Annotated in this window: 25 protein-coding genes and 1 pseudogene; 12 read left to right on the top strand and 14 right to left on the bottom strand. The window is 61.0% G+C overall.

Features of this window, described 5'->3' with window-relative positions; translation table 11 throughout:
- Positions 1-24 precede the first annotated feature (24 nt).
- The 4 genes from RJT37_RS20200 to RJT37_RS20185 all read right to left on the bottom strand — a co-directional run bounded on the left by RJT37_RS20200 (position 25) and on the right by RJT37_RS20185 (position 2,285).
- Positions 25-681 (bottom strand): hypothetical protein, encoded by a 657-nt coding sequence (locus tag RJT37_RS20200; protein WP_313690513.1) that lies wholly within the window; start codon positions 679-681, stop codon positions 25-27.
- 127 nt (positions 682-808) lie between these two features.
- The gene (locus RJT37_RS20195) at positions 809-1,303 is read right to left on the bottom strand and encodes a hypothetical protein (protein WP_114586263.1); all 495 of its coding nucleotides are present in this window, start codon (positions 1,301-1,303) and stop codon (positions 809-811) included.
- A gap of 392 nt (positions 1,304-1,695) precedes the next feature.
- Positions 1,696-1,893: a helix-turn-helix transcriptional regulator gene (locus RJT37_RS20190; RefSeq protein WP_114586262.1), complete on the bottom strand. Its 198-nt coding sequence runs from the start codon at positions 1,891-1,893 to the stop codon at positions 1,696-1,698.
- A 5-nt stretch (positions 1,894-1,898) separates the two neighbouring features.
- Positions 1,899-2,285 carry a DUF2178 domain-containing protein gene (locus RJT37_RS20185; RefSeq protein ID WP_313690506.1) on the bottom strand — a complete coding sequence of 129 codons (387 nt, stop codon included), beginning with the start codon at positions 2,283-2,285 and terminating at the stop codon, positions 1,899-1,901.
- Positions 2,286-2,708: 423 nt separating this feature from the next.
- Between RJT37_RS20185 and RJT37_RS20180 the strand changes: the two genes are divergently transcribed.
- Together RJT37_RS20180 and RJT37_RS20175 are read left to right on the top strand one after the other, a co-directional pair.
- Entirely contained in the window at positions 2,709-2,918 is a 210-nt protein-coding gene (locus RJT37_RS20180) for a hypothetical protein (RefSeq protein ID WP_049934154.1), read from the top strand.
- Between the two features lie 40 nt (positions 2,919-2,958).
- Positions 2,959-3,327 (top strand): hypothetical protein, encoded by a 369-nt coding sequence (locus RJT37_RS20175; protein ID WP_313690500.1) that lies wholly within the window; start codon positions 2,959-2,961, stop codon positions 3,325-3,327.
- Between the two features lie 75 nt (positions 3,328-3,402).
- On the opposite strand, the gene RJT37_RS20170 is transcribed toward RJT37_RS20175, so the two are convergent.
- Both RJT37_RS20170 and RJT37_RS20165 read right to left on the bottom strand, forming a co-directional pair.
- Positions 3,403-4,386 (bottom strand): DUF3592 domain-containing protein, encoded by a 984-nt coding sequence (locus tag RJT37_RS20170; RefSeq protein ID WP_313690498.1) that lies wholly within the window; start codon positions 4,384-4,386, stop codon positions 3,403-3,405.
- 64 nt (positions 4,387-4,450) lie between these two features.
- On the bottom strand, positions 4,451-4,819 hold the full coding sequence (locus tag RJT37_RS20165) for a hypothetical protein (protein ID WP_313690496.1): 369 nt from the start codon (positions 4,817-4,819) through the stop codon (positions 4,451-4,453).
- A 213-nt stretch (positions 4,820-5,032) separates the two neighbouring features.
- Here RJT37_RS20165 and RJT37_RS20160 point away from each other — a divergent pair, with 213 nt between their 5' ends.
- From RJT37_RS20160 to RJT37_RS20135, 6 genes are all read left to right on the top strand, one after another.
- Positions 5,033-5,431 (top strand): hypothetical protein, encoded by a 399-nt coding sequence (locus tag RJT37_RS20160; RefSeq protein ID WP_313690494.1) that lies wholly within the window; start codon positions 5,033-5,035, stop codon positions 5,429-5,431.
- A gap of 148 nt (positions 5,432-5,579) precedes the next feature.
- Positions 5,580-5,792, top strand: a complete 213-nt coding sequence (locus RJT37_RS20155; RefSeq protein ID WP_313690491.1) for a hypothetical protein — start codon at positions 5,580-5,582, stop codon at positions 5,790-5,792.
- A gap of 67 nt (positions 5,793-5,859) precedes the next feature.
- Entirely contained in the window at positions 5,860-7,044 is a 1,185-nt protein-coding gene (locus RJT37_RS20150; protein WP_313690489.1) for a DUF6498-containing protein, read from the top strand.
- Positions 7,045-7,409: 365 nt separating this feature from the next.
- Complete coding sequence (locus tag RJT37_RS20145) at positions 7,410-8,249, top strand: hypothetical protein (RefSeq protein WP_313690486.1); 840 nt, start codon at positions 7,410-7,412, stop codon at positions 8,247-8,249.
- Positions 8,250-8,980: 731 nt separating this feature from the next.
- Positions 8,981-9,217: a hypothetical protein gene (locus tag RJT37_RS20140; RefSeq protein ID WP_313690484.1), complete on the top strand. Its 237-nt coding sequence runs from the start codon at positions 8,981-8,983 to the stop codon at positions 9,215-9,217.
- Complete coding sequence (locus tag RJT37_RS20135) at positions 9,214-9,567, top strand: type II toxin-antitoxin system PemK/MazF family toxin (protein ID WP_313690482.1); 354 nt, start codon at positions 9,214-9,216, stop codon at positions 9,565-9,567. Before RJT37_RS20140 ends, RJT37_RS20135 begins: the two co-directional genes overlap by 4 nt.
- A gap of 29 nt (positions 9,568-9,596) precedes the next feature.
- Here the strand turns inward: RJT37_RS20135 and RJT37_RS20130 are convergent, their stop codons facing one another.
- The 5 genes and pseudogenes from RJT37_RS20130 to RJT37_RS20110 all read right to left on the bottom strand — a co-directional run bounded on the left by RJT37_RS20130 (position 9,597) and on the right by RJT37_RS20110 (position 14,269).
- Complete coding sequence (locus tag RJT37_RS20130) at positions 9,597-9,968, bottom strand: MarR family transcriptional regulator (RefSeq protein WP_313690480.1); 372 nt, start codon at positions 9,966-9,968, stop codon at positions 9,597-9,599.
- A gap of 327 nt (positions 9,969-10,295) precedes the next feature.
- Positions 10,296-11,997: pseudogene (locus RJT37_RS20125) on the bottom strand (transposase).
- Positions 11,998-12,127: 130 nt separating this feature from the next.
- Positions 12,128-12,952 (bottom strand): CPBP family intramembrane glutamic endopeptidase, encoded by an 825-nt coding sequence (locus RJT37_RS20120; protein WP_313690478.1) that lies wholly within the window; start codon positions 12,950-12,952, stop codon positions 12,128-12,130.
- A 7-nt stretch (positions 12,953-12,959) separates the two neighbouring features.
- Complete coding sequence (locus tag RJT37_RS20115) at positions 12,960-13,847, bottom strand: CPBP family intramembrane glutamic endopeptidase (protein WP_313690476.1); 888 nt, start codon at positions 13,845-13,847, stop codon at positions 12,960-12,962.
- Positions 13,848-13,870: 23 nt separating this feature from the next.
- Positions 13,871-14,269: a DUF5518 domain-containing protein gene (locus RJT37_RS20110; protein ID WP_256308564.1), complete on the bottom strand. Its 399-nt coding sequence runs from the start codon at positions 14,267-14,269 to the stop codon at positions 13,871-13,873.
- A gap of 104 nt (positions 14,270-14,373) precedes the next feature.
- On the opposite strand from RJT37_RS20110, the gene RJT37_RS20105 reads away from it, so the two are divergent.
- The 4 genes from RJT37_RS20105 to RJT37_RS20090 all read left to right on the top strand — a co-directional run bounded on the left by RJT37_RS20105 (position 14,374) and on the right by RJT37_RS20090 (position 17,888).
- Entirely contained in the window at positions 14,374-15,111 is a 738-nt protein-coding gene (locus RJT37_RS20105) for a sensor domain-containing protein (RefSeq protein WP_256308565.1), read from the top strand.
- A gap of 6 nt (positions 15,112-15,117) precedes the next feature.
- Positions 15,118-16,011 carry a CPBP family intramembrane glutamic endopeptidase gene (locus tag RJT37_RS20100; RefSeq protein ID WP_313690469.1) on the top strand — a complete coding sequence of 298 codons (894 nt, stop codon included), beginning with the start codon at positions 15,118-15,120 and terminating at the stop codon, positions 16,009-16,011.
- A 4-nt stretch (positions 16,012-16,015) separates the two neighbouring features.
- On the top strand, positions 16,016-16,888 hold the full coding sequence (locus RJT37_RS20095) for a CPBP family intramembrane glutamic endopeptidase (RefSeq protein ID WP_313690467.1): 873 nt from the start codon (positions 16,016-16,018) through the stop codon (positions 16,886-16,888).
- A gap of 115 nt (positions 16,889-17,003) precedes the next feature.
- A complete protein-coding gene (locus RJT37_RS20090) occupies positions 17,004-17,888 on the top strand; it encodes a CPBP family glutamic-type intramembrane protease (protein WP_313690465.1) in 885 nt (294 codons plus the stop codon).
- A 134-nt stretch (positions 17,889-18,022) separates the two neighbouring features.
- Here the strand turns inward: RJT37_RS20090 and RJT37_RS20085 are convergent, their stop codons facing one another.
- The 3 genes from RJT37_RS20085 to RJT37_RS20075 form a co-directional block, all read right to left on the bottom strand.
- Positions 18,023-18,949 (bottom strand): CPBP family intramembrane glutamic endopeptidase, encoded by a 927-nt coding sequence (locus tag RJT37_RS20085; protein ID WP_313690463.1) that lies wholly within the window; start codon positions 18,947-18,949, stop codon positions 18,023-18,025.
- Between the two features lie 182 nt (positions 18,950-19,131).
- On the bottom strand, positions 19,132-19,908 hold the full coding sequence (locus RJT37_RS20080) for a CPBP family intramembrane glutamic endopeptidase (protein ID WP_313690461.1): 777 nt from the start codon (positions 19,906-19,908) through the stop codon (positions 19,132-19,134).
- A gap of 381 nt (positions 19,909-20,289) precedes the next feature.
- Positions 20,290-21,864 carry a hypothetical protein gene (locus RJT37_RS20075; protein WP_313690459.1) on the bottom strand — a complete coding sequence of 525 codons (1,575 nt, stop codon included), beginning with the start codon at positions 21,862-21,864 and terminating at the stop codon, positions 20,290-20,292.
- Between the last annotated feature and the right edge of the window lies 1 nt (position 21,865).

The raw sequence follows: 21,865 nt of genomic DNA, 5'->3' as shown, positions 1-21,865 counted from the left end.
TCCGCAACATCGCTGGTCTGTCGTTCAGATAGCGGCGCCGTACTGTTCGTTTCGCTCGACGACGGCGTACCCTTGAGCTTCGAGCGCTTCGTCCCGGTACCGGTTCGCGACGATTCGCTGGGGAACCCGCCGCAGGCCGAATCGCCGATCCGCCGTGTACTCGTACTCAACGACGGTCCCGTCGTCCCGGGTGTCGACGGTGACGACGTACGTCGACCACGGCTGGCCGTCCACCGTGACTTCCAACTCGATCCGACGGCTGCCATCCGGCGTCCGATCCGTCCGGGTATCGACGGTCACCTCGACCGACCGCAGGCCGAAGAGATACGAGAGCCGGTACGTGACCACTTCATCTCCAGTACGGATCTCGTCAGCGATACCCCACTGAAACACGAGGATCGGTGGTGTCGGCCCAGTGAACGACTCGGCGACGGACTCGGCGTCCTCGTCGGTTCGAAGACGGACGGTCCCGCGTGATTCGATGATCGGGGCACGCGCGACGATGATCAGCAGTCCCCCGACGACGACTGCGGGTGCCAGCGACGTCGCGATGAACGTACCGAGGAACCCAGCCACGGCGAGCACGACGATCAGCGCACTCAGCGGTCGTTCACGTCTGAGATATCGCTGCGCGGCGGCGCGTGCCTCCCGTGGCCGGTCGACAGTTCGTGTGGAGGGCATCGCGAGAACGTTATGCCGATAGTCAATTAGTAGTGCTGATGGAACGGAGCCGACGTAATGGTATACCAGACACGGGAGCGATGACTCTCCCTCGCAGGGAGGCCGTACCGACCAATACGGGAATCGTTCAGAATCCGCGCTCCGCAAACGCCGTCCGTGCCCGTTCGTATGCCGTCTCACCGCTACTCGTGTAGAGCGACGGGAGATTCACGCGACGCCGATAGGTCGTTTCTCCCTCGGTGTACGTGATAATAAGCCGGGGGCGTGTCAGTCCTTTCTGGCCATCCGTTGCAGAGACCTCCTCGATCGTGTCGAGTCGAATCCGATCCGGCGATCGGAATCCACGCACGCGATCCACCAGCCAGAGCACGATCATCAGACCAGCCACGATACCTAGAAGTAAGAAATCGCCACCGCGGACCGCGCTGACGGTCCACCAGAGTCCGATTGGAAGTGCAAGTATGTATCCGACAAAGATTCCGTTGTGCCACCACGTCCCACTCTGCCAATATTCTTGATAGAGCGACTGAATGTAGCCGGAAAGCGACTCGTCGAAGTGCACACAATCCTCGGAGAAGCATGCTGTGCCGCGTTTTGTCGGAAACGACTCGATGGAGGACATACGAGGCTCTCTTGATTACTCCGAACGGTCCGCGTAAAGTTGCATCACTCCGCATTCCGGGCAGAGGAGTGCGGAGAGCGGAAGTCGATGCCCGACACCGAGTCGGTCGAGCATACCACCGTCTCTTTCAGTTCCAATATAGAGGCCTCTGGCCCCGTCAGCAGTTACGTTCGTCCGCTCCATTTGGACGTTGCAATTCGGACAATAGCCTGCTCCCATTAGCGTCATACTGGGATATGCTATCGATCCGTAAAAAGATTCGAGCGCTGTTCCGGAGGTCGAAACGCTGTTCTCGGCCCTTTTTTCGACGAATTCAGGCGTTATCTCCCGCATGGCGATCCAGCCACGAGCTGATACAGTTCCCCCGACGGTGCCGAACAAAACGGAAGTTCTCACTCCGTTTCAGGGTGGAAGATGTCCTCGATATCGCAGTCGAAAAACTCCGCGAGCGCAAACGCCAGTTCCAAACTCGGGTCGTACCGCCCTCGCTCGATGGCGTTAATCGTCTGTCGGGTCACGTTCACGGCATCGGCGAGTTCTTTCTGTGTCACGTCCACTCTCGCTCGCCGGACTTTGAGATCGTTTTCCACGAGTCTCACACCGACTGTCGTCTACACCACTCGTACAGTCCGAAGCGAGTGGCAACCATACCCAAGATCAAGATTACGAGACCCTCTTTGGCCGTCACTGGTACGCTTTCTGCCTCGACGATGAGGAACAAAATCATTCCGAAGGCGAGGGAGACTCTGAATGCAATCTCACCCGAACGGTACGCAAGGTGTTCGATCCGCTCGTCAATTCTGACCTCGTCCGCTCGCTCTCGTTGTCGTCGGTACCAGGCCACGCCCCCGCCGAAGGTGGCCACGCCGGCGACAACTGCGCCAGTTTCAATCACGAGGCTGTCCGTGGCGCCTAACCCGATGCTCGCCAGCAGTACGCCGAGCAGTGCGGTGAGTATCGGAATGATTCGCTGGAGCCCCATCACGAGTGGATGTAAAATGTTCTTTCCATTTAGTCGTTGTCCCATTACGTACGGGCTTCGTCGATCTCTGCTCATAGATCGGCACCACGCTGGTTGCCGCGTTCCGCTTCACTACCTGCGGTGGGCTCTACGTACCGCGTTTTGACGCTGTGACAAGACAGATGACGAAAAGCGGCCGCAGTCGCAGTGTCGATCCGTGAGGTCCCCGGCCCGAGATTCGTCTCTCGTGTGGAAACGAGCATCCATACTTATCAATCGCCCACCCGGATTTCGAATATGCCCATCCCGATCGATAATTCCCTCCCTCCTGGTGAATCGAAAGCACGGATTGCTGCCGCATTCGTCACGACTGGCCTGTCACAGTGGTTCGGCGCTCGATACGCTCGCGGCTCAGCCATCGGTGCCCGAACGGGTCGCTGACCGATGGGGGCTGACGACTGGACCGCCGTCGGCAACTGGTCGGAGACGTTATCACGGGAGCAGCAATCCCTGGTTCACGGGGCGCTCTGGTTCGCCGTCGTTTCGCTGACTGCGTTTCTGCTCACCGAGAGAGCTAGTATCGAAGCACTCTCTGTTGGAGCGATAAGTGGTGTCCTGTACGCAGGGGTGGTGTACGTATGGAACCCGTACTGAATGGAGTCGGCCGACGTGTCGAGCCGCCTACCTTCGTACTATGACCGATCGGGCCCCCGAGGTAGCACTCCCCGTCGCCGGACTGTTCGGAGTGGTGAGTGGTGCCGTCGTCTATCAGTTCCTCCTTCCGGATTGGTTCCCCGCGCTCGCCACGGCAGCGACCTACGCCGGGGCGGCGTATTTCTACCTCGCGTTCGACATCCCCCTTCTCGGGACGCACGTCGAGTTCACCGACCGTGAGCATAAATTCGGCTATGCAGTCGGTCTATTCGGAGTCAGCGTCGGGCCGTTGGCGGTCAGCGAATACGCCGGGCTGTCGAACTCGGGGGTGCTCGGCGTCGTCGTGTGGCAACTCGGGCTGCTCGCGTTCTTGCTCCTGTCGGCGACCGCTGCTCACAGGGCGTCCTGAATCGACGGGGTCACACCGTTCGGATGACTGTTCGATCCGGCTCGGATCCACGGGAGACGGCCGCCCAGATGCGTCTCAGCTCGCCGTGTAGAGGAGTTGTACGAGGACGGCGGTCATCCCGATGGCGATCAGGAACGCCCAGCCGGTCACGCGGACGCGCCGTCCGTACTCGGGTAACTCGTCGCTCTCCGTCCCGAGTATCGTGACGAGCCGACTCGGACGTCTGAACGGACTCGGCGGCCGCGGTTCGGGGAGCCGCCGCCGGAGCCGCCGGTACCGACTGAACGACTGGACGCCGTACAGACACAACGAGAGGATCATGCCGATCCAGAAGGCGGCCGCCGCGAGCAGCGGGAGGCCGACCGGTCCGAGGAGGTCGGCCTCGACCGATCGTGCCGACCCCTCGCTCAGGCTCAGGATGCCGAACGCCAACCCGACCATCGAGAGCCAGAACGCCACGAAGCAGACGAGGAGTGCCCGTTTCGACAGCCGACGGAGCCTTTCGTCGTTGCGTTCGACCCACGTTCGGGACGGCGGCGACCGCACCTCGCGCTCCGGACGGAGTTCGTGCTGCCCCGGATGCTTCGATCCCAGTCCGGCGAGTACGACGATACACAGCAGGACGCCCCCGATGGCAACCGCTCGCGCCGGCCACGGGGTCCGCTCCCTGATCAGGAACGCGTTGCTCGGCTCCGATGGCGGCACGTATGCCCGAACCGTCGTCCCCGGCTCGTACGACCGAACGACCGACTGCGCGTTCGACCGGTCCGAGTAGGTTCGGATCGTCGGCCCGGGGAACACCTGCTCGCTCGTGTACGTCTCGCCTTGATACTCGTACGTGTACTCGATCTCCGGTTCGTAATCGATTCCTCTGCCGGCGTCGAGTCGCTCCACGCGTGCGTTATCGACCGTCCCTTGGACGGCGACGGCGTCGCCGACTGCCTGTCCCTGCTGGACGTAGCTGTACCCGCCGGCCCCGACGAGGGCGACCGCCAGAACCAGCAGGTAGACGCCCTTTCGTGAGAGGTGGAGGGTGGTGAGTCCCACGGGGAGTTCCATCTCGGTCGCGAGTATGGCAATCCAACAGTATGAGAGTGATGTCTGCCGCACGCATATCCGATCCTCAATCTAACATCCGAGCGGCAGCCTCGCCCGCGAGTGCCGTCAGGGTAAACGCCGCCGCAGCATCGAGGAAACTCCCGTCCGATCCGGACACGACGATCAACAACCCGACGTAGGTGACGAAGGTAGCGGTACACGCGGCGCCCGTGCGGACGGCCGCGGAGGCGAACCGTGTCCCCAACAGGCCGTGTGACGTGAGCGTCGTCGGCGTCGAGACGCCGAGGACGATCAGTCCGAAGAACGCGGCGACGCCCGCACTGACGCGGAGTTGGATCGCGTACGCGCCGACGACCGAGAGGACGATGGCGACGGTGATACCTACATTCTCCGGCGTGAGGAGTCGGGTTCGAACGTCGCGGATGGAGGGCACGTTCCGGGCTTCGTATGACGCAGTATAAACCCTGTGCGGTGCGGGTCGCCATCGTACGGTTCGGTCCGGATTCGTCGCTGTCACTGGGCATCCCACGCGTCATCGCTCCCGTGCGCTCACGCCGACGGATCGGACGGTCGGGTCGCGAGGTCGCGAGCAGTTCCGCGTGACGAACCGTAACGGAATTTTGCATTGACACCTCGGATTCGGTAGATGTCCAGATTTGGATGGCTCCGGACCGCCAGTCGTGGCCTCGCCGTCGCCGCGCTCGCTGTGCTCATCATCGGGGGCCTCGTTACCGACGGTCGGGTACGGACGACGGCGTTCGCGCTCGTCGCGGTGTGGCTCCTCCTCGGTTTCGTCGTGGTGGGCCTCGATCACGCACACGAAGCGGGGCGTCTCCCACACCACCTCACGTTTGCCGCCGTCTTCGTCGCGGGATGCGTCGGCGGGAGCCTCCTGTGGGAGACGACGACCGGCATACTGCCGGACCCCATCGCCGCCGGCATCGGCGTCGGCGTGTGGGTGGGGGGCTCTTGGGCCGGGAGCAAACCCGCATATCGTGGCCCGCTCGACCGTGTCCTCGACCGCGTCGGTGGACCGGGCGGATGACGACGCCACGGACGCGACCGCGGGAGGCTATCGACTGCGTGATCGTCGTCGATGTGTCCACGGAGCTGTAGGGGCGGAAGCTACGACCGTCGCCGTGAGAGAGATCCGACACGGGTATTCTTGAGGACTGCTCCGATACGTTACGACGGTGCCATCACACGTGCCCGCCGAGACGTCCCGAGCGGACTGGACGAGCCCGGACTACGTTGCGACCGTCGTCGGGGTCCTCGCCGTCGGCGCGCTCGTGTTCGTCGCCGCGCTCACTCGCTCCAGTCCGACGGTCGACGACGTGACGTTCGTGGTCTTGAGTATCACTATTCCAGTGACCCTCGCCTACGAACTCGCCCGGCGCTGGCGATGAGCGTCGGCCGTTCGTCCACGCCGGTATGAAACGCTGCAAGACCTCGCGTCCACAACTCGGTTGATATATGCGTGTCCACCCACCGACAGAGTGGCAAAGACATCGCGTGGGCAGCGTTGCGGCCGTCGCCAATCTCGTTCCGCTGGTCGGCGTCCTGGCCCTCGGCTGGAACGTCTACTCGCTGCTGGTGCTCTACTGGATCGAGGGACTGGTGACGGTGTTGCTGGCTGCAGCGAAGGCGCTGTTCGCCGAACGCGGCTCGCCGGGGCTCCCCGATATCGAGCCGCTCCACGAGCTTCGTGAGAAGCGTGGCGGCTGGCGTCCCCTTTCCCGGCTGCCCGCGGTCTATCCGCGGAACGTTCCGTTCGCGGCGTCGATACTCGGGTTCTGGACCGTCGCCGTCCTCCCGGCGAGCGTCCTCTACTGGCTGGCGGCGACGCCGGTGATACGCCCGTCGCGGTCCCTGCTCGTCGGTGGTGTCGGACTGGTGATCACACAGCTCCACGAGTTCCTGTCCGACTACCTCGCCGGACAGGAGTACGCCGACGTCTCCGCCCAAGAGATCCTGCGTGAACCCCTACAGCTCGGCCTCGTGACTCTCACGTTGGGTCTGCTCGCGAGCGCCGGCGACCGATCCGGTGGACTAGTCCTCCTCACTGGCATCGTCGTCGTCAAGACGACGACCTCGGTCTATCGGATCGTCACTGATCACACGGACCTCCCAGTGCCGTCCGTCCTCGACGGGGCGTTCGACGGAAGCCACGCCGAGCCACGTCCGGATATCGACACCCCGGACGGACCCGTTCGTGGACGGGTATCCGTCGACGCGGCACCCGTCCTGCTCGGCAGCCTCCCGATGATCGCGTTCGGGTTCGCTCACCGGTCCACGTTCGCTATCCTGATCGGGCTGGCGTTCGCCGCACTCACCGGTGGCTGGGTCTGGCTCGTCTTAGGGCAGTGTTCGTCCTCGTCGTCGCCAGTGTGCGTATCGGGAGCTACTACCTGCGGTACGGGACGATCGAGTATCGCCGGTACGAGGAGCAACTCGTGGCCTACGATACGGCACTCGGAGCCGTCCAGTGGACTGCCCCGGTGGACTCGGCGACGTTCTCGATCCGCAACGCAATCCCGGACCGACTGCTCGACACCGGCACGCTGGAGGTATCCGGGACCGATCCCGACGACCGTGACACTCAACTTGGCCCGGTTGCCGACCTCGGCGCAACGATCGAGAGGCTCGAACTCCCCGTAGCGGACCCCGCTCGCCCCGAGCGTGATTCGGCCGTCATCGCATCTGCCCTGTTGCTCGCACTCTTCTTTCTCGCTGTTCCCGCTGGTCTCGCCCTCAGCCCGAACGTCGACACCGCACAGCTGATCGGACTCGCCATCGGCGTTGGACCGATTTTTTTGCTGCCGGTCGTGCTCATGATCTGGGCGGCGCTCAGGCGAGTCTAGGCGCTGCCTATCGTATTTGCGATCACCCGGACCCATTCCTCGACGGGAACGGAAACATCGATCCGATTGGAATTCGCACTGTCAACTCAGACGGAACCGATCAGGTAGCGAGATTCGAACTGTCGACCCCGAGACGCGAATACGATACCCTATTCCCCGATAATGACGCCCACCGAGACTGACACTGGCGGTCAGGTCGTTACGTGGACGGCGTTCCCGGACCGCTCCACCGACCGATTTCGGCTCGTGGTATTGCATCTCGCTGCCGGTGTTCCCCTGATCATGGGGCTCGCTGTGTTGGTGCTACTCGCAGTTACTCTCGCGAACGGACTCGCCGTAGAAAACGTCGGACCTGCCATCCTCGTGGTCGTTCTCGCACTTATCGGTGGTCCTGCCTCGTTGGTGTATCTTCTGCTCGCAGTCGAGTACGGCTCCAAGCGCGAAGTGCAGAAGCTGATGCCGTCGATTGGGTGGTTTCGCCTTCGCTACATACCGGTTAGCCTGCTCGGTGGTGGTATCCTGTTCTTGTCGTTGGGAATCCAGCCCGGACTCCTGCTCGTGTATCTGATCGGACTCATCGTCTGCAAGACGGCTGTCGACCTTCGGTATACGATCGGTCGGATAGATCCGGACACGGCAAGCCTCCAGCAGGTACGCGGTGCAGCAGCCGCGGAATACGCTGATGACGCGGGGCTGGACACAAGCGACAGGCGGGTGCGGACGTTCGATCTCTCGCCGCTCAAGTGTGTCTACCAGCGACAAATAGACGATTACACCGTCTTCATCCCCCGATATCGGCCCCGAGGACGGTGGGGTCGACCGCTCGTACTCGTCGTCCCGAACGACACCGCCACCGAGGTCAGGAGAGCTCTCGATACCGTGACCCGGACAAGCGACTGGACGTCCGGCACTGGATTGGACCGGGCAGTTCAGAATCGTCCTCGGGGGTCTCGGGGTACTCTTTCTCGGAGCGACGGGAGGATTCGCCGTTGTCGGGGGTGACGCTCTGCCCATCGTTGCCTATGTGGTCGCAACTCTCGGGCTGTTGGGGGCGGCAATGGTGTTACTCGCGTTGCGCGGATGAGCGGCCGGAACAGCGTGTTCAGTATATCCTATATTCGGAGAATTAGTGAGCGTGGGTCAGCAGTTTCAACGTAGAACACATACAGCCTCCATGCTGATTACAATCTCTGGGTTCAGAAGCCGTCATCTGACAATCTTCGAGGAAGTTGCTCTGAACGGGCTAAACGTAGGACACGAATCTTGCACGCCGCCTCGTCTGTCACTCGATTTCGGAAAGCGAGTCGTACTCGCTCCAGCACTCACAAATTAAATCGTTGACAGACGTGATTTCGTCGGGTAGGTCGCTGAGTGACATCCCGCCACCTACCCGTTCACACTCATCGGCGTGCACAGAGAAATCCCCACGTGCCTTGACATCCTCCTCCGCGTAAACGCAGAGGAATCGAGCGGTGGGAGTTTCAGGTTCGCAGTCCAATCACCGGACTACCAGCCCTTTCCGGCACGGGTAGTCCCACAACGTTGGACTAGTGGATTGCTTCCCACCGTGTCGGCTTCATCGCCCCCCTAAAGGCGGGTGTGTTCGCGTTTTAATCTCTATAAAATCGGTAGGACGACTCCCTTGGTGTCACCAGGCAGTGATCTGGGCACCCGTAAAAAATGGGTAATGGTGGGTAAGACTGATATAGGCGTGGGCAATAGTGGGTTACAGGATGAAAGTCGACGCCGACAAACTCCAGACGAACGAGACTGACAACCGGGGGCGGGTGTATCTCGGGACTGAGTACGCGAACAAGCGCGTCACAGTGGCTGTCGTCGAGGTCGAGTCCAAGACTCCCGACGAGGAGGAACTAGCCGCTGCGTATCGTGAGGCATCGGAGAGCGCTAGTGAACTTGCCGACGAGTGGGACGGGGCGTCGGACGAGGCGTGGTCGGGACTTGATGAATGAGCGACGACACCGAGATTCGGCGCGGTGATGTCGTTATAGTTCGACTCGATCCTGCCGAGGGCCACGAAATGCGGAAAACACGGCCTGCGGTGGTGGTCCAGAACGATGTCGGGAACAAGAACTCTAATACCACAATCGTCGCACCTGCGACGGGAACGTACCGAGGCTATCCCTTCGAGGTACTCGTGGAAGCGTCTGGCTCACCGTTCGAGAAAGACTCCTCCGTGCGGCTTGATCAGATTCGAGTCGTGTCTGTCGAGAAGCGAATCCATTCGGTGGCTGGCAGTCTCGCCGACTCGACAATGGGCGAGGTCGACGACGCGCTCAAATTGAGTCTCGGACTCGACTGATCCGGAAACGTTTTGCGAAGAGACCAGTGTCACTGTTTATCCTCAACGCTCGGGTGTGACTCGCTAGGCGCGTGTTTGCGCCAGGATTCCGTGTCCTCTGTGCCAAGCTGCTCGTTGAACAGTGCAGTCGCCCGTTCGTAGCCGCTGTTTCCGTCGAGTCGCTCGGTGTCGTCGGTCACCGCCCAGTACGTCGCCTTGTGTTCGACCAGACCACGGTCCTTCAACCGTGAGAGCGCAGTGCTGACCGCCCCCTCGTCGACGCCGATTTGGGAAGCTATTTCGCGGGCCTTGAATGCACGGTCGCCGTTAGCGGCGAGAAATCCAAGGACCTGATCTGGGACCGAAAGCTCCGCGAGTTCGTCCTCGGTCGTGTTCTCGAAGGTGTCTCGGTCAATAGACATCGTTGAATGAAGGTACGTTATCCGCTGTAAAGAGTGTTAAGAGTGAAAGCTATGAAAATTTTGAAGAAGAAATCGTTGATCGTACGCGGTTCCAGAACCGTATGCATTGAGACGACCGGTCTCAACTTTTGTTCTGTGGGGAAGTTAGACTACAGTGGGTTTAGCGAGGCTGTGATGCGTGAATTTGACCGATGCGATCGTAGAAACTACCTCAGATCACTCTCCAAGCGGCCATTCTTGTCACACTTCCGATCGTATGGGTGGATACTCGAGACTTCCAATAGTGTAGCCACTCAGACGGCGCGCTAACCCAGACAGAGTGCCTATCTACCCGATTCCAGTCTCCTTCTTCAGCAGCGTCAGCGTATTGTCGGCCGTCACGATCGGCGAATGTTCATATTCACCGGTCAACTCAAGCTGCACCAACAAATCGACTGCTCGCCAAATCGAGTACAGCAGACACGCAAACGCGAAATAAAAGAATCGAAGGCCGAAATTCTTCGACGTAGTGGCGGCCGTGAATCGCTTTATCGATCTGTAGCCACTCTCGATTTCCCACCTGTAGCCGTACTCGGTGAGGTGGCCACTGGCCCCATTCGTCATGAACACCGAATATTGCCGGTGATCGTCGTGCTCAGAGTCTTTTTTCCGGCGGTAGATCAGCGTCGTCTCGTGCCACTCGTTCTTCCCAAGATGGAGTTTGCGGTCGGTCTCGTACCGGTCTTGATCGCGCTGGAGCAATCGTTTTGCCTGGGCTTTCTCGCTAGTCTGCATCCGCTTCGGCACGACGTAGGAGAGCCCACGTCGGCTGACCATCTCCAGAACGTGTTGACTATCGAACTCCCGGTCCATCAGGACGTTATCGACGTGAACGAGCTCTTCAGCCGAATCGAGCAAGTCCTCAACGATCTCCTTGCGTGACTCCCCTTTTCGTACCGGGCGGGCATCAAGGACGAGCGGAACTGCATTGCCGACCAACTGCACCGTCGCCCACTGGTAGGCGTACTCGTCGGTCTTCTCTTTCGTCCCGATGATCTCGTCCTCATGGCCCGTTCTATCTCCCGTGAAGGGATCTGCTTCGGTGATGTCGATCGCGATGATCCCGGCTCGGAAGAACTCCTCCGTCTCCGCGACTTCTTCCAGCAGTTGAGTCACCGCCTGTCGGTACATCTGGCGAATCTGTGCGATCGACAGGTCACGAAGATGCTCTCGGTGGGCATGTCCTAGCGGTGTCCGGTCACGCGTCGACTCGTAGACGAAGCTGCGAGCCCCCTCGTTGGCAGCCAGCCCCTCGCGAAGTCCGAGATACGTTTGTAAGTCCCAGTACGCGTTCTCGTGGATCTCACAGCCCTCGCCACGGTCCAGCGAGAATGCTGGAAAGACAACGCGACTGACGTGATCGCTGATCTTCGCTGCTTCTTCCAAAACAGTCTGGTCGTTCCGATCGGTCTCAACAGACTCGTCGTCATGGTACTGGAGCTTCTGTTCCGGGTCACGGGGAACCGCGACACCTGCGTTCTGGGCTTTGATGAGGATCGTTCGAGCCGCCGTCTCGACTGTCTCACAGAGGTCGGCACTGAAGCGCTTGTTCCAACTCCGCCAGAGTGTGGACTGATCGGGGATGGTATCGAACCCGAGCGAGCGACGGGTTTCTGAGTGCTGCCGGAGATGGTCGACGACCGCTGTTTCGTGGTCCCAGCCGTACACTTCTTTCAGCAGGAATGCCCTGAAGAGCTGTGGCATCTCATATCGAGTTGGACCGGAATATTGGTCGTGAGGATTGAACTCCACGTAGGAAAGTGGATACTGACAGACGAACGCCTCGACCGAGTCGTGAGCGCTGTGTTCAGAACCAGATTCCCGAGACGGTCCGGAAATCCTCACTGAGCGCCGTCAGTGAGCTCTGGTCGTACAGTGGAGTCGACTCGTACGCTGGCCAGTCAACGTGCTGACGGCGGGCGATTCGTCGGAAGACACTGCGTTGAGACTCGTAAGTCGCAACCACTGCCGAAAGGTAGCCCAGACACATTCAAGAGTTCGTCTACAAAAACTCGCGACTCTGCGCTCACCATTCGGGAAGGTCCCAGTACCGTCGTTGAGATGGCCGACCCTTGCGGCGCCCGTGCCAACGCCCGGTTCGATGAGATCGAGGGGACGTTTCATCGTACTGGATTCGACGGTTCCGAGCGCGATTCTGGATCGGTCGAGAGCGTCGAGGGGCCGGAGACGAACACCAGCGCGACCGAGATTAGTCCGAGCCCGACAATCAAGACAGCCAGTGACTGATTGCCGGTTTCAAGCAATCCCGACCACCCGAGTGCGCCGTTAAATGCACCATGAGCGAGGACTACGACCGGGACGCTACCGCCAGCACTGTTGAATAGCCACGCGAATATGATTGCGAGCGTTAGGCCCATCACGGCAAACGGAACGAACGAGAACTCCGACTGGGACGTTCCCGGAAGTACGAACAGCGGGAGATGCCACACCACCCACATGACCGCGACGATACCGCTTGCGACAAGCGCGTTATGCCGTTTCTGAAGACGCGCCTGGGCGAACCCGCGCCACCCGGGTTCTTCGAGTCCACCGAGCACGAGGCCGATCAAGATGGCACCAGGAAGGGTGGTGAGTGGGTGGAGTCCAGTGAGTCGAAACTGACCGTCGGAGAGTACCGAGTCAATGGCGACGAGGGTGACGAGACCGACGAGTGGGCCCCCAATCGAGACAACATACCAGACAGGTGAGACACGCCAGCGGAACAAACGGTCTCGGAACCCGTCAAACGAACCGACGAGCAGGGCGACGATCACTCCTGCAACTAGCGGCCCCAATCTGCCGATCAGGAACAGAAGGGTACCGACGGGTCCCATCGGGTCGGGTTGGAGGTACTGCAACCCCCACGCCACCCAAGAAAACGTGTACGCGGTGGCAGCGTACGCGGGGATCGGGTACCGGCGCGCGAACGTCGAAATCCGGGACATGAGTTGTTCACCCAGCGACCGGTGGTCGGAAGTCGCTCGTTCGATGGTCGTGTGCCCACCGGTAGTATCCCCAGACCCCGATTGCGACAGGGCCAGCCACGGCGAGGAGCAAAAGGAACTGGATATCTGCCGATCCCTCGGAAGCATACCGAACGTTAGCCACGATCGGCGCGAAGTTGTACGCACCGTGCAGCAGTCCGACAAATATCACGTTCCGGGTCGTCTCGTAGAGGACTCCAAAGACGAGCCCTGCCACGAGCAACAGAAGGAGATTCACGGGGAGCTGGGAGACATCGAGTCCGGCGACTAAGAGTCGCTGCGGGACGTGCCAGAGGGCAAACAACACTGCGGCGACGACGATCGCGAGGGCTTTCCTGAAGCGGCTCTGTCCACCGCCGAGGAGCGCAATCAGTTTGGTTTGCAGGTAGGCTCGGGCGACCAGTTCCTCGGCGATTCCAACGAAGACCCAGTTGATGAGGGCATATACGATGATCAAGATGGGTGTTAGATCTGAGTAGCTCCACGAGAGCTGGCCCCCGGTTACGACTGCGACCAAGAGGAGAAGCACGTTCAGCACGATGATGATGCCGGCGAACCAGACCGTCCCCGACCGAGCGTGCGGCCACGAGAAGCCGACGCCCCGAGCACGGATGCCTTCCAAGCGGAGGACGCCGTACCCGACACCCAGCATGATCGCCCCGGGAAACACGTTGAGGACGACCCGCCACGGATCGGTCGATGACAACCCGAACACTTGCTGGAGTGTCGGTGTGACGTAGGCGGTCCAGCCAGCGAGGAAGATCGCCATGAACGCGATAAACGCCCCCAGAAGCGTGAGCCCGCCTCGGAACGCGAGAGGTTCGACGTTGTGTGAATCCAGACCAGTGTTTTTCATCAGAAACACCCCCACTAACGTGCTTATTGCTCTCTCGGAGTGCCCGATTCACGGCTCGTCGACTGTGCGTTCGAGTAGAGGTACGCGCCCACGTAGCCGCCGACCGCGCTCAATCCGATGATCCAGGCGAACAGCAGCGGGAACATGACCAACAGGATAATGGCGAGTTCCACGCCTCCGGGAACCCCCAGCGCCGATGGCTGCAAAAGGAAGAGCCCGAAGCCCAGAACGAGCACGAGGAGTATCGGGACAACCGCAATCCCGCCGGAGATGGCACCGGTCTTCGCACCGCGCTTCGGAGGTACCTTCTGTAGATAGCCCGCAATCCCCCCACCGAGCAGTGCGGAGAAGCCCGTGAACGAGAGGACGATCGTTACCACTGCGCCGATGGCTGCATTCTTGAGTTCGCTTCGTTCGACCATGCTAGATGATCGAACTGGCAACAAAATAGAGTGCACTCCCTGTTCCAGTGGGCTGAGAACCGCCTTCTGAACTAATATAATTTGGATTTACATATCCATACGTGATGGCCTCGAATCCCGCCTCCAGCCAGTCATCGGGAGCCGCTGAGTCTACGCTCTCTACGACCATTCGGCGAAGCCTCGGTGCTCCTCTCCAGGTACAGACGTACAAGAACCTCCTGTATCTCGCCCTCGCGTTCCCGCTCGGACTCGTGTACTTCGTCAGTCTCGTCTTCGGCGTGGCGCTCGGCGTGGGGTTGCTTATCACGTGGATCGGGCTGCCGATTCTCCTCGTGACGCTCTTTGCTGCGACGGCTGTCGCTGGCTTCGAAGCCGCGCTGGCCAGATATCTCGGTGACGTGAACGCCTCGGTACCGACGTTCCTCGCAGAGTTCGATGTCTCTGACGGACTCGTCTTCCCGGGGAACGGGTTCGTCGACGCTGTCAAACGACTCGTAACGGCCCGAACAACCTGGACGAGTGTCGTCCTCGTCCTCGCGAAGTTCGGGTTCGGACTGCTCTCGTTCGTCGCACTCACCGTCAGTGGTGCGGTTACGGGTGCGTTCCTGGCAGCCCCGTTCATCTACGACGATCCGGACGTGGTCCTCGGGATCAGTGGGATGGTCGTCGACGGCGACTACACCGTTGGGCCGTGGGTCGTCGACACGTTCCCGGAGGCACTCGTGGCTTCCGTCGTCGGTGTTGTGTTCCTGTTTGTCGCGCTCAACCTCCTGAACAGCCTCGCCCGATTCCACGCCCGGTACACCGCCAACCTCCTCCAGGTAGACGACGAGGGGTTGTGAACTATCATGCGTAGTCTACATTCGGTTCGCAAGCGGATTGAGGAGCATCGGGTCCTCGCGTTCTTCGTCGGTGCCTACGCGATCACCTGGGGGATCTGGTTTCCGGTACTGACTGCGATCGATCGAGGGTGGATGGCGTATAACACGACCGCTATCCTCGTGCTCGTCGCCGGGAGTTTCGGACCGCCCATCTCGGCCGCCATCGTGACGTACCTGACTGGCGGGAGCCTGAAGAGCTGGTTCTCACAGGCACTTCGGTGGCGCGTCGCACCGCGCTGGTGGCTCGCCGCACTCGGCCTCCCGCTGGTTCTGTACGCCCTCATGGCAGGGGTCCACCTCCTGCTCGGTGGAGAATTGAACTGGGGCGAGGTCAATCCGCTCGCGTCCATCCCGCTGGCGTATCTGAACATTTTCATCTGGGGCGGGGGCAACGAGGAACTCGGCTGGCGGGGGTTCGCGCTTCCCTACCTGCAAGAGCGATACAGCGCCCTCGTCTCGAGTCTCATCATCGGCGTCGTCTGGGCTGTCTGGCACGCACCTGCTGGTATCATCGAACGCGGCGTCACCGGCTGGGCGGTCGACCTGCCCATCTACGCGGTCATCGTGATCGGCATCTCGATCGTCGCGACCCTGCTGTACAATAGCACCAGGGGCAGCGTCCTGCTCACGATGGTGTTCCACGCCGGCGTGAACGCAGGACAGGGACTCTACCCCGTCGAGGGGATATTCACGCCGACCGGCGAACTCGCCCGCTTCGTGGCGTGGGCGGTCCTCGTCGGCGTGCTCTTGCTGGCGTTCGGCTGGCGGAGCCTCGCTCGTGGTGACGTCGCCGGCGCCGCACAGGCGGGGGCACGTGTCCCGGATGGCGACGAAGCGAGACGCCCACACCTGACGGACTAACACCATGACACTATATTCCACCTCCCGATCCGCCGACGGGGAATCGTCGATCGAGTTCGAGCGACGGTTGGGACCACCGGCGCTGTTGCTCGGTGTGACGGGGCTGATCATCGTGGTCGTCCCACTCGCGATCTACCCACACCTCGAGAGCCGGTTCGGCTTCTTCGTCGTCCTGTCGGCGACGTTCGCCGTCATCGCTGGGGTAGGCTGGATCGCTCTCCGGCTCGACGGGGTCACCGCTCGGGCCGTGGGGCTCGGTCGGGAGCACATCCTCCCGGGCGTACTCGCCGTCCTCGGGCTCTACGTGCTGCTCAACGCCGTCGGTGCCGGAACGGTGTTGGTCTCCGGTGAGGCCATCAGCATCGAACTCTCGGACGAATACGCGTCGGCCGGGATGTGGGCTGTCGCCGGGATCGCGTATCTCGCGTTCAACGGGATGGCCGAGGAATTCGCGTTCCGGGGCTACCTCCAGAACAAGGTCATCGCGCTATTCGGTGGCAGTAACAATCGAATCAGAACGGCCGGCGCGATCTTCGCCGGTGTGTTGCTGTTTGCCCTCATCCACATCCCCCAGCGGGTCTTGATCGGCGGCGTCACGTCGCCGGTTGCCATCGCCCAGTCGTTACTGGGGATCGTCCTTCTGGGGCTCGTCCTCGGGGTGCTCTACGAGTACACACGCAACGTCGTGTTCGTCGGCGTCCTGCACGGGACGTTCAACTGGCAGCCGATCGTCGTGGCAGGGGCCCCAGTTTCCGAACTCGCGTTGGTCGTGGGCATTCCGGTTCTCGTCCTCACGGCATGGTACTACCGGCGGTGGGCGAGCGGGAAGAACGCCCCCGAGTTCTCCCCGCAACGGCAACTAGGGGTGAGTCGATGACCACCTGGCAGGACGGAGCGCTGAGGATTGGGGCATGGAGGGAACCGTCGTCCACTCGTTCGGCAGCGCATCGCGTATCGCACGGCAAGATGCTTCGCAGTTTCACCATCACCTCATGAATTCAACCCACACTCACGACACACCGACGTCCGAAGAAGTGCATACTGCTCGCCGGGGGCTCCTCCTCTATTTCGGTGTGGTCCTCCTGGTATCGGTCCCGCTCCTGTATCTGATCATCAGTGCTGGGACCCCCATCGAACAGCAACTCGAGTACATCCTCCCACTCATGTGGACGCCAGCAATCGCCTCGGTCGTCGCACGCGTCGGAAACGGCGAGGGGTTCGATGACCTGTCGTTCCGACTGAGGCGTCGCCAGGTGGTCGTTCGGGTACTCCAGGCGATACTGTTCCCGTTCGTCGTCGGCGCCATCGCGTACGGTGCAGCCTGGGGAGTCGGTCTCGTCGAGTTTGCTGCTCCGGTAGGAACGTCGGACCCGCTGTCGGCATTCGCTGGCGACCTGCTCTTTGCCGCGACGATCGGAGCAGTCGTCGGTGTTATCTCAGCAGCAGGCGAGGAGATCGGATGGCGGGGATACATGACCTCTCGGCTGGTCACCGCCGGGGTACCAGCCCCGATTCTGACGGGGGGCGTTCTATGGGGCTGCTGGCACGTCCCCGCGATTCTGACTGGACAGTACGCTGCGGGACGCTCCCGGATGCTCTCGGCGGTCTTGTTCGTCGTCGTGGCCGTGTCACTGACAGTGCTCTGGTCGGCGTGGACGCTGGAAACCGGGAGTATTTGGCCGGCGATACTGGGTCACTCCGCGTGGAACGCCGTCATTCAGGGGCCGTTCGACACGTTTTCGAGCGGTGCGCTGGCGACGACGTGGGTCGGCGAGTCCGGACTGCTCGTCGTCGCTGCGACGATCATCGTCGTTGTCGTATTCACCTCCGATCGAGTTACCAATCGACTCGAATTCTTGTCGAGTCCCTCTCACTGAGCCCATCGATTCCGTGTAGCAGCACGTGGGGACTATGGTTCCGACTCTCGGGAGTGTACTCACGAGCGTCGAATCCGGGTCACAGTGAGACGCGTCCGTCGTGACCAGTTGCCGAGCGACCGAGGAGACCGGGGTCAGTCGGTCGCGGGACCCGTCGTCTGTGGCCGAAAGTCCGTCGGCCGTGCGTCCCTGGCCCACCGCCGGTAGAGCAGAAGGGCGACGATGGCCAGCGGATAGACCAGCAGCGAGAGATCGGTCATCGGCTCCCCGGTCTCGCCGACCACGAAGACGGGATTGAGGTCGAACGTGCCGTGGAGGAGCCCGACGAACACGATATTTCGGCTGAGTTCGTAGAGCGTTCCGAGGACGACCGTATAAATCGTTATCGCCAGAAGTGACAGGAGTATCTCCGGACCCACAATCCCTCTGACGACAACCATCTGCGGGATGTGCCAGAGCGCGAAGAGCGCGGAGGCACCCAGGATACCGACCGCCATGCGGACGCGGTCGGTTCCGCCACCGAGCATGGCGACGACCTTGTTCTGGAGGTAGCCCCGGAAGGCGAACTCCTCGGCGATGCCGACGAATATCCACAGCGTGACTGCCATCCCGACGACTTGGCTGGCTGGAGCACCCACCGGGAGACCGTTCGTCGGACTCGCGGGCAACCCCAGCGCCACCGCATCGCCGCGGAACACCAGGAGCGCGTACGAAGCCACGTTGATGACGAGCCAGATGGCGACAACCAGGACGACGCCCGAAACCACGCGTTCACGATCGAGTCCGACGTCCGCTACAGAGACTCCTTCCCACCGGAGCACTCCCCATGCAAACACCGCGACACTCGTGATTGCCGTTGCGGTAAAGAGCCTGCTCCAGAACGGTGTCCGTGGCAACCGCGGATCGGCCAGGAGAAACATCACAGGCACGGCAAGCGTGGAAACGAGAAAGAACACGAGAACAGGCCGGAGTGAGGGCGAAAACGACAGTTGTGTAGCTGTCGATGGCTCGTTCCAGGTGCTGCTGGGGGAGTCTGTCAGTGAGTTATCCAGGGAGGTCATATCCAGAGATAGTGTAGCTTCGCTACTAAATCGCGGCTACAGGTCCCGACTTCTGAGAACACGATACGGAGCGGTACCATTCGGCAGGCCGCGTCTACATGAACATCGGGTCCGCACTCTCGGATGGTTCCTTTCGAGATCGGCAAGCAGTGGTATCGAGAAGTCGTTGTATGTCCGCAATTTCAGAGATACGGTGCGATACCACTGTATACGCCGACCAAGATGATCGCGTCGTAGAGTCCGTGAATGAGGATCGGGATCAGCAGATTCTCTGTGTACTCGTAGACAGCCCCGATGATGGCTCCGATGACCACGATGAGCCCGAGATTGAACAGAACACCGGGCGCGAGGAGACTCACGTTTCCGAGGAGGTAGTTGGGTATGTGCACTGCGGCAAACAGGAGTGACGCGAGGGCGATTGCCCCGGTGGGCCCGAAAGCGCGACGCAATCGGCCCTGAATCGCACCACGATAGAAGAGTTCTTCGCCCGGACCGACGAAGACGATCGCGACGACTGCCATCGCAAGGAGCACCCACGGCTCTGCAGCCCCGGCTTGAGCGAGCGCGTCAGGTGGGTTCTCGAGTCCTGTCGCTGAATAGACGAGGGTCTGTAGTCCATATACGACGAACATCATGACGAGCCCTCCAACCAGCCACTGGACGCCGTTCTTCGAGGGCTTACGGAACGGAATCCCGTCGAGCCGGCGAGTCAGATACACTGCCCCGATACCGATCAGTGCGAGTTGATTGAAGACCACGATTACGACGATCGCCGTCGGGTCAGCGAGCGTGAGTCCGACCGCGGACAGAATTGCTGCGCCGATAACACCAGTAAGCAGCGATTGGCCCACGATGGCAACGAACAGGAGTCCGAGCGCGACGAGCACAGCGAGAAGTCGAGGGTCAAACCGTTGGAATCGACCTTCTCTGTGTGGTTCGGTGGTGCTTTCAGTGGACATATATGAACATATGTTATAATATCCGTAAAGTATCAGGATCAATCTCGGCGGCTGGGAACGGAGTACCTACGCGGCCCTCTCGGATGGACACTGACACGACTAGAGAACAGATCGCGGTCCCACTTGTTCAGTAGGACTACTGGTGGCCTCCGGACCGTGCTCATTACGGGGATCCCACACGACGAAGACGACTCCTGCTTGAGGCGGCGGTTCAAACAGCCATCCGTCTGATGGCAGATGATGGGATGGCTACCACTAGACCTGACCACAAGGAAGTCGAAGACCGTATGCATTGAGACGGCCAGTCTCAACTACCAGCGTACGAGTGAGCCGCTCACAGGGCCTAGGGACGACCGACCGACGACCAGGGGGGTGCTAACGCTACATCCCTCCGCTGTTGTCGCTGTTGCCTGTGCCTGTCTTACCTATCTCGCCGGTTTTGGACGCCTGCCCACCAGCTACACGGCCGAACTCTGAGAGTGTGTGGTTCGGGTTCTGATTGGGGCCGCCCGAGCCGATCATCGGCTGCGATGCCCGGCGACCCATAGAGTGTGCGAGATACGAGTTCCCACCGACACCACCGACCATTGCGGCTCCACCGGTCTTCGTCGCGAACTTCGCGCCCTTATAGACGGGGCGAGTCCCAGCCTTTCCAGCTCGGCCTACGCTTCTGGCTGTATCCACGCGTCCCTTCTTTTTCTGAATGCTGTCGATCTGGGACTGCGCCGCTTCGACCTCTTGGCCGGCGTCATGCTGCTCGGTCTTCACGGACTTGAACTTCTGTGTGAGGTTGGCAGAGCGGGAAACCCCGTCCGTTCCCATATAGCTCATCTTCACGTCATTCGTGAGGGGGTCGGTCTTGAACTTCGGCGTTTGTCCTTCGACGGGCTCGGCGTCGAGGATCCCCTGCTCTTTCGCCTCGGCCATATCCATGTCGCGCGACGCCATTGAGTTCTGGAGGAACTTGGCCTGCGAAGCGGCCGCCTGTTCATCCTGTTGCGCCTCGTCCAGAGAGGATCTGGCCTCGCTAAGCTTCTGTGTCGTCCCGACGTGATCGAATTTCTGGGCTGCCTTCTTACCAGCGGTCTTCTTCGCTTGCCCTACCATACCCTTCGCTCGGGTCGTCATCCGACTTGCTAAGCCTGACCCACCTGCACCCACGTTCGCACTTCCGGCGCCTCCGGCACCTGCACTCGAGGCAGACGCAGACGCGCTACCGCCCGATGCACCTCCAGCAGTTCCACCGGCCGCCGCGCCACTACCGCCGCTACCGCCTGCTGCACTGCCGGCCGCGGACGCACCGCCGCCTGCTGCACCGACAACGGCGCCACCGACGGCCGCCGTGACAGCCATCGTCGTGACCGCAGCGGCTTCACCAGCCCCGATGGGCTGGCCTGCCCACGAAATGAGCTTCCAGATTGTCACGATGAGCAGGACCGGGAAGATCAGCATTAGCGCAAGTTCGGCAAAAAGAAGGCCGGCATTCCCAATAAGGCCAGTCTTTGCGGTCTGGAGAATCGCGCCGGCCTCGATGACCTGGAACGTCAGCACAATAATGGCGATTACAGGTCCAGCCAACAGAGAAAACACACCCATCCGCGTGAACGTCGCGCCGACGCTGCCGACGGACTTCAGCGGGCCTCGTCCTGCAAACCAGACAACCGCGAAGAACGGCGTCCCGATGTAGGCCATCCAAACCATAAACCAGCGCAGGAGCAGAAAGAATATCGACAGTATTAGCGCCAGGACTGCGAGAATCGCAGCGACTACCGAGACGATGAACTTCAGCGCCCACACGCCGGCTGTAGTGGAGCCTCCAAGAAGCCCGTTCCCGTATCCGTAGTTCACACCCGGAGCACTTGGGTCAAGATCTAGGATGGCGACCGTTACAGCGTTTGTTGCATCAATCGCGAACCCCACGCCGGCTGGGAGATGCCAATAAACAGCAAGATCCATT

It is taken from the genome of Halobellus marinus, assembly GCF_032113415.1.
GTDB lineage: Archaea > Halobacteriota > Halobacteria > Halobacteriales > Haloferacaceae > Haloquadratum > Haloquadratum marinus.
This window is presented reverse-complemented; position numbering and strand designations above follow the sequence as displayed.

Coding starts and splice junctions, on each gene's coding strand:
- RJT37_RS20200 (WP_313690513.1), bottom strand. CDS start 681: ATGCCCTCCACACGAACTGTCGACCGGCCACGGGAGGCACGCGCCGCC.
- RJT37_RS20195 (WP_114586263.1), bottom strand. CDS start 1,303: ATGTCCTCCATCGAGTCGTTTCCGACAAAACGCGGCACAGCATGCTTC.
- RJT37_RS20185 (WP_313690506.1), bottom strand. CDS start 2,285: ATGGGGCTCCAGCGAATCATTCCGATACTCACCGCACTGCTCGGCGTA.
- RJT37_RS20180 (WP_049934154.1), top strand. CDS start 2,709: ATGGGGGCTGACGACTGGACCGCCGTCGGCAACTGGTCGGAGACGTTA.
- RJT37_RS20175 (WP_313690500.1), top strand. CDS start 2,959: ATGACCGATCGGGCCCCCGAGGTAGCACTCCCCGTCGCCGGACTGTTC.
- RJT37_RS20170 (WP_313690498.1), bottom strand. CDS start 4,386: ATGGAACTCCCCGTGGGACTCACCACCCTCCACCTCTCACGAAAGGGC.
- RJT37_RS20160 (WP_313690494.1), top strand. CDS start 5,033: ATGTCCAGATTTGGATGGCTCCGGACCGCCAGTCGTGGCCTCGCCGTC.
- RJT37_RS20150 (WP_313690489.1), top strand. CDS start 5,860: ATGCGTGTCCACCCACCGACAGAGTGGCAAAGACATCGCGTGGGCAGC.
- RJT37_RS20145 (WP_313690486.1), top strand. CDS start 7,410: ATGACGCCCACCGAGACTGACACTGGCGGTCAGGTCGTTACGTGGACG.
- RJT37_RS20140 (WP_313690484.1), top strand. CDS start 8,981: ATGAAAGTCGACGCCGACAAACTCCAGACGAACGAGACTGACAACCGG.
- RJT37_RS20135 (WP_313690482.1), top strand. CDS start 9,214: ATGAGCGACGACACCGAGATTCGGCGCGGTGATGTCGTTATAGTTCGA.
- RJT37_RS20130 (WP_313690480.1), bottom strand. CDS start 9,968: ATGTCTATTGACCGAGACACCTTCGAGAACACGACCGAGGACGAACTC.
- RJT37_RS20120 (WP_313690478.1), bottom strand. CDS start 12,952: ATGTCCCGGATTTCGACGTTCGCGCGCCGGTACCCGATCCCCGCGTAC.
- RJT37_RS20115 (WP_313690476.1), bottom strand. CDS start 13,847: ATGAAAAACACTGGTCTGGATTCACACAACGTCGAACCTCTCGCGTTC.
- RJT37_RS20110 (WP_256308564.1), bottom strand. CDS start 14,269: ATGGTCGAACGAAGCGAACTCAAGAATGCAGCCATCGGCGCAGTGGTA.
- RJT37_RS20105 (WP_256308565.1), top strand. CDS start 14,374: ATGGCCTCGAATCCCGCCTCCAGCCAGTCATCGGGAGCCGCTGAGTCT.
- RJT37_RS20100 (WP_313690469.1), top strand. CDS start 15,118: ATGCGTAGTCTACATTCGGTTCGCAAGCGGATTGAGGAGCATCGGGTC.
- RJT37_RS20095 (WP_313690467.1), top strand. CDS start 16,016: ATGACACTATATTCCACCTCCCGATCCGCCGACGGGGAATCGTCGATC.
- RJT37_RS20090 (WP_313690465.1), top strand. CDS start 17,004: ATGAATTCAACCCACACTCACGACACACCGACGTCCGAAGAAGTGCAT.
- RJT37_RS20085 (WP_313690463.1), bottom strand. CDS start 18,949: ATGACCTCCCTGGATAACTCACTGACAGACTCCCCCAGCAGCACCTGG.
- RJT37_RS20080 (WP_313690461.1), bottom strand. CDS start 19,908: ATGTCCACTGAAAGCACCACCGAACCACACAGAGAAGGTCGATTCCAA.
- RJT37_RS20075 (WP_313690459.1), bottom strand. CDS start 21,864: ATGGATCTTGCTGTTTATTGGCATCTCCCAGCCGGCGTGGGGTTCGCG.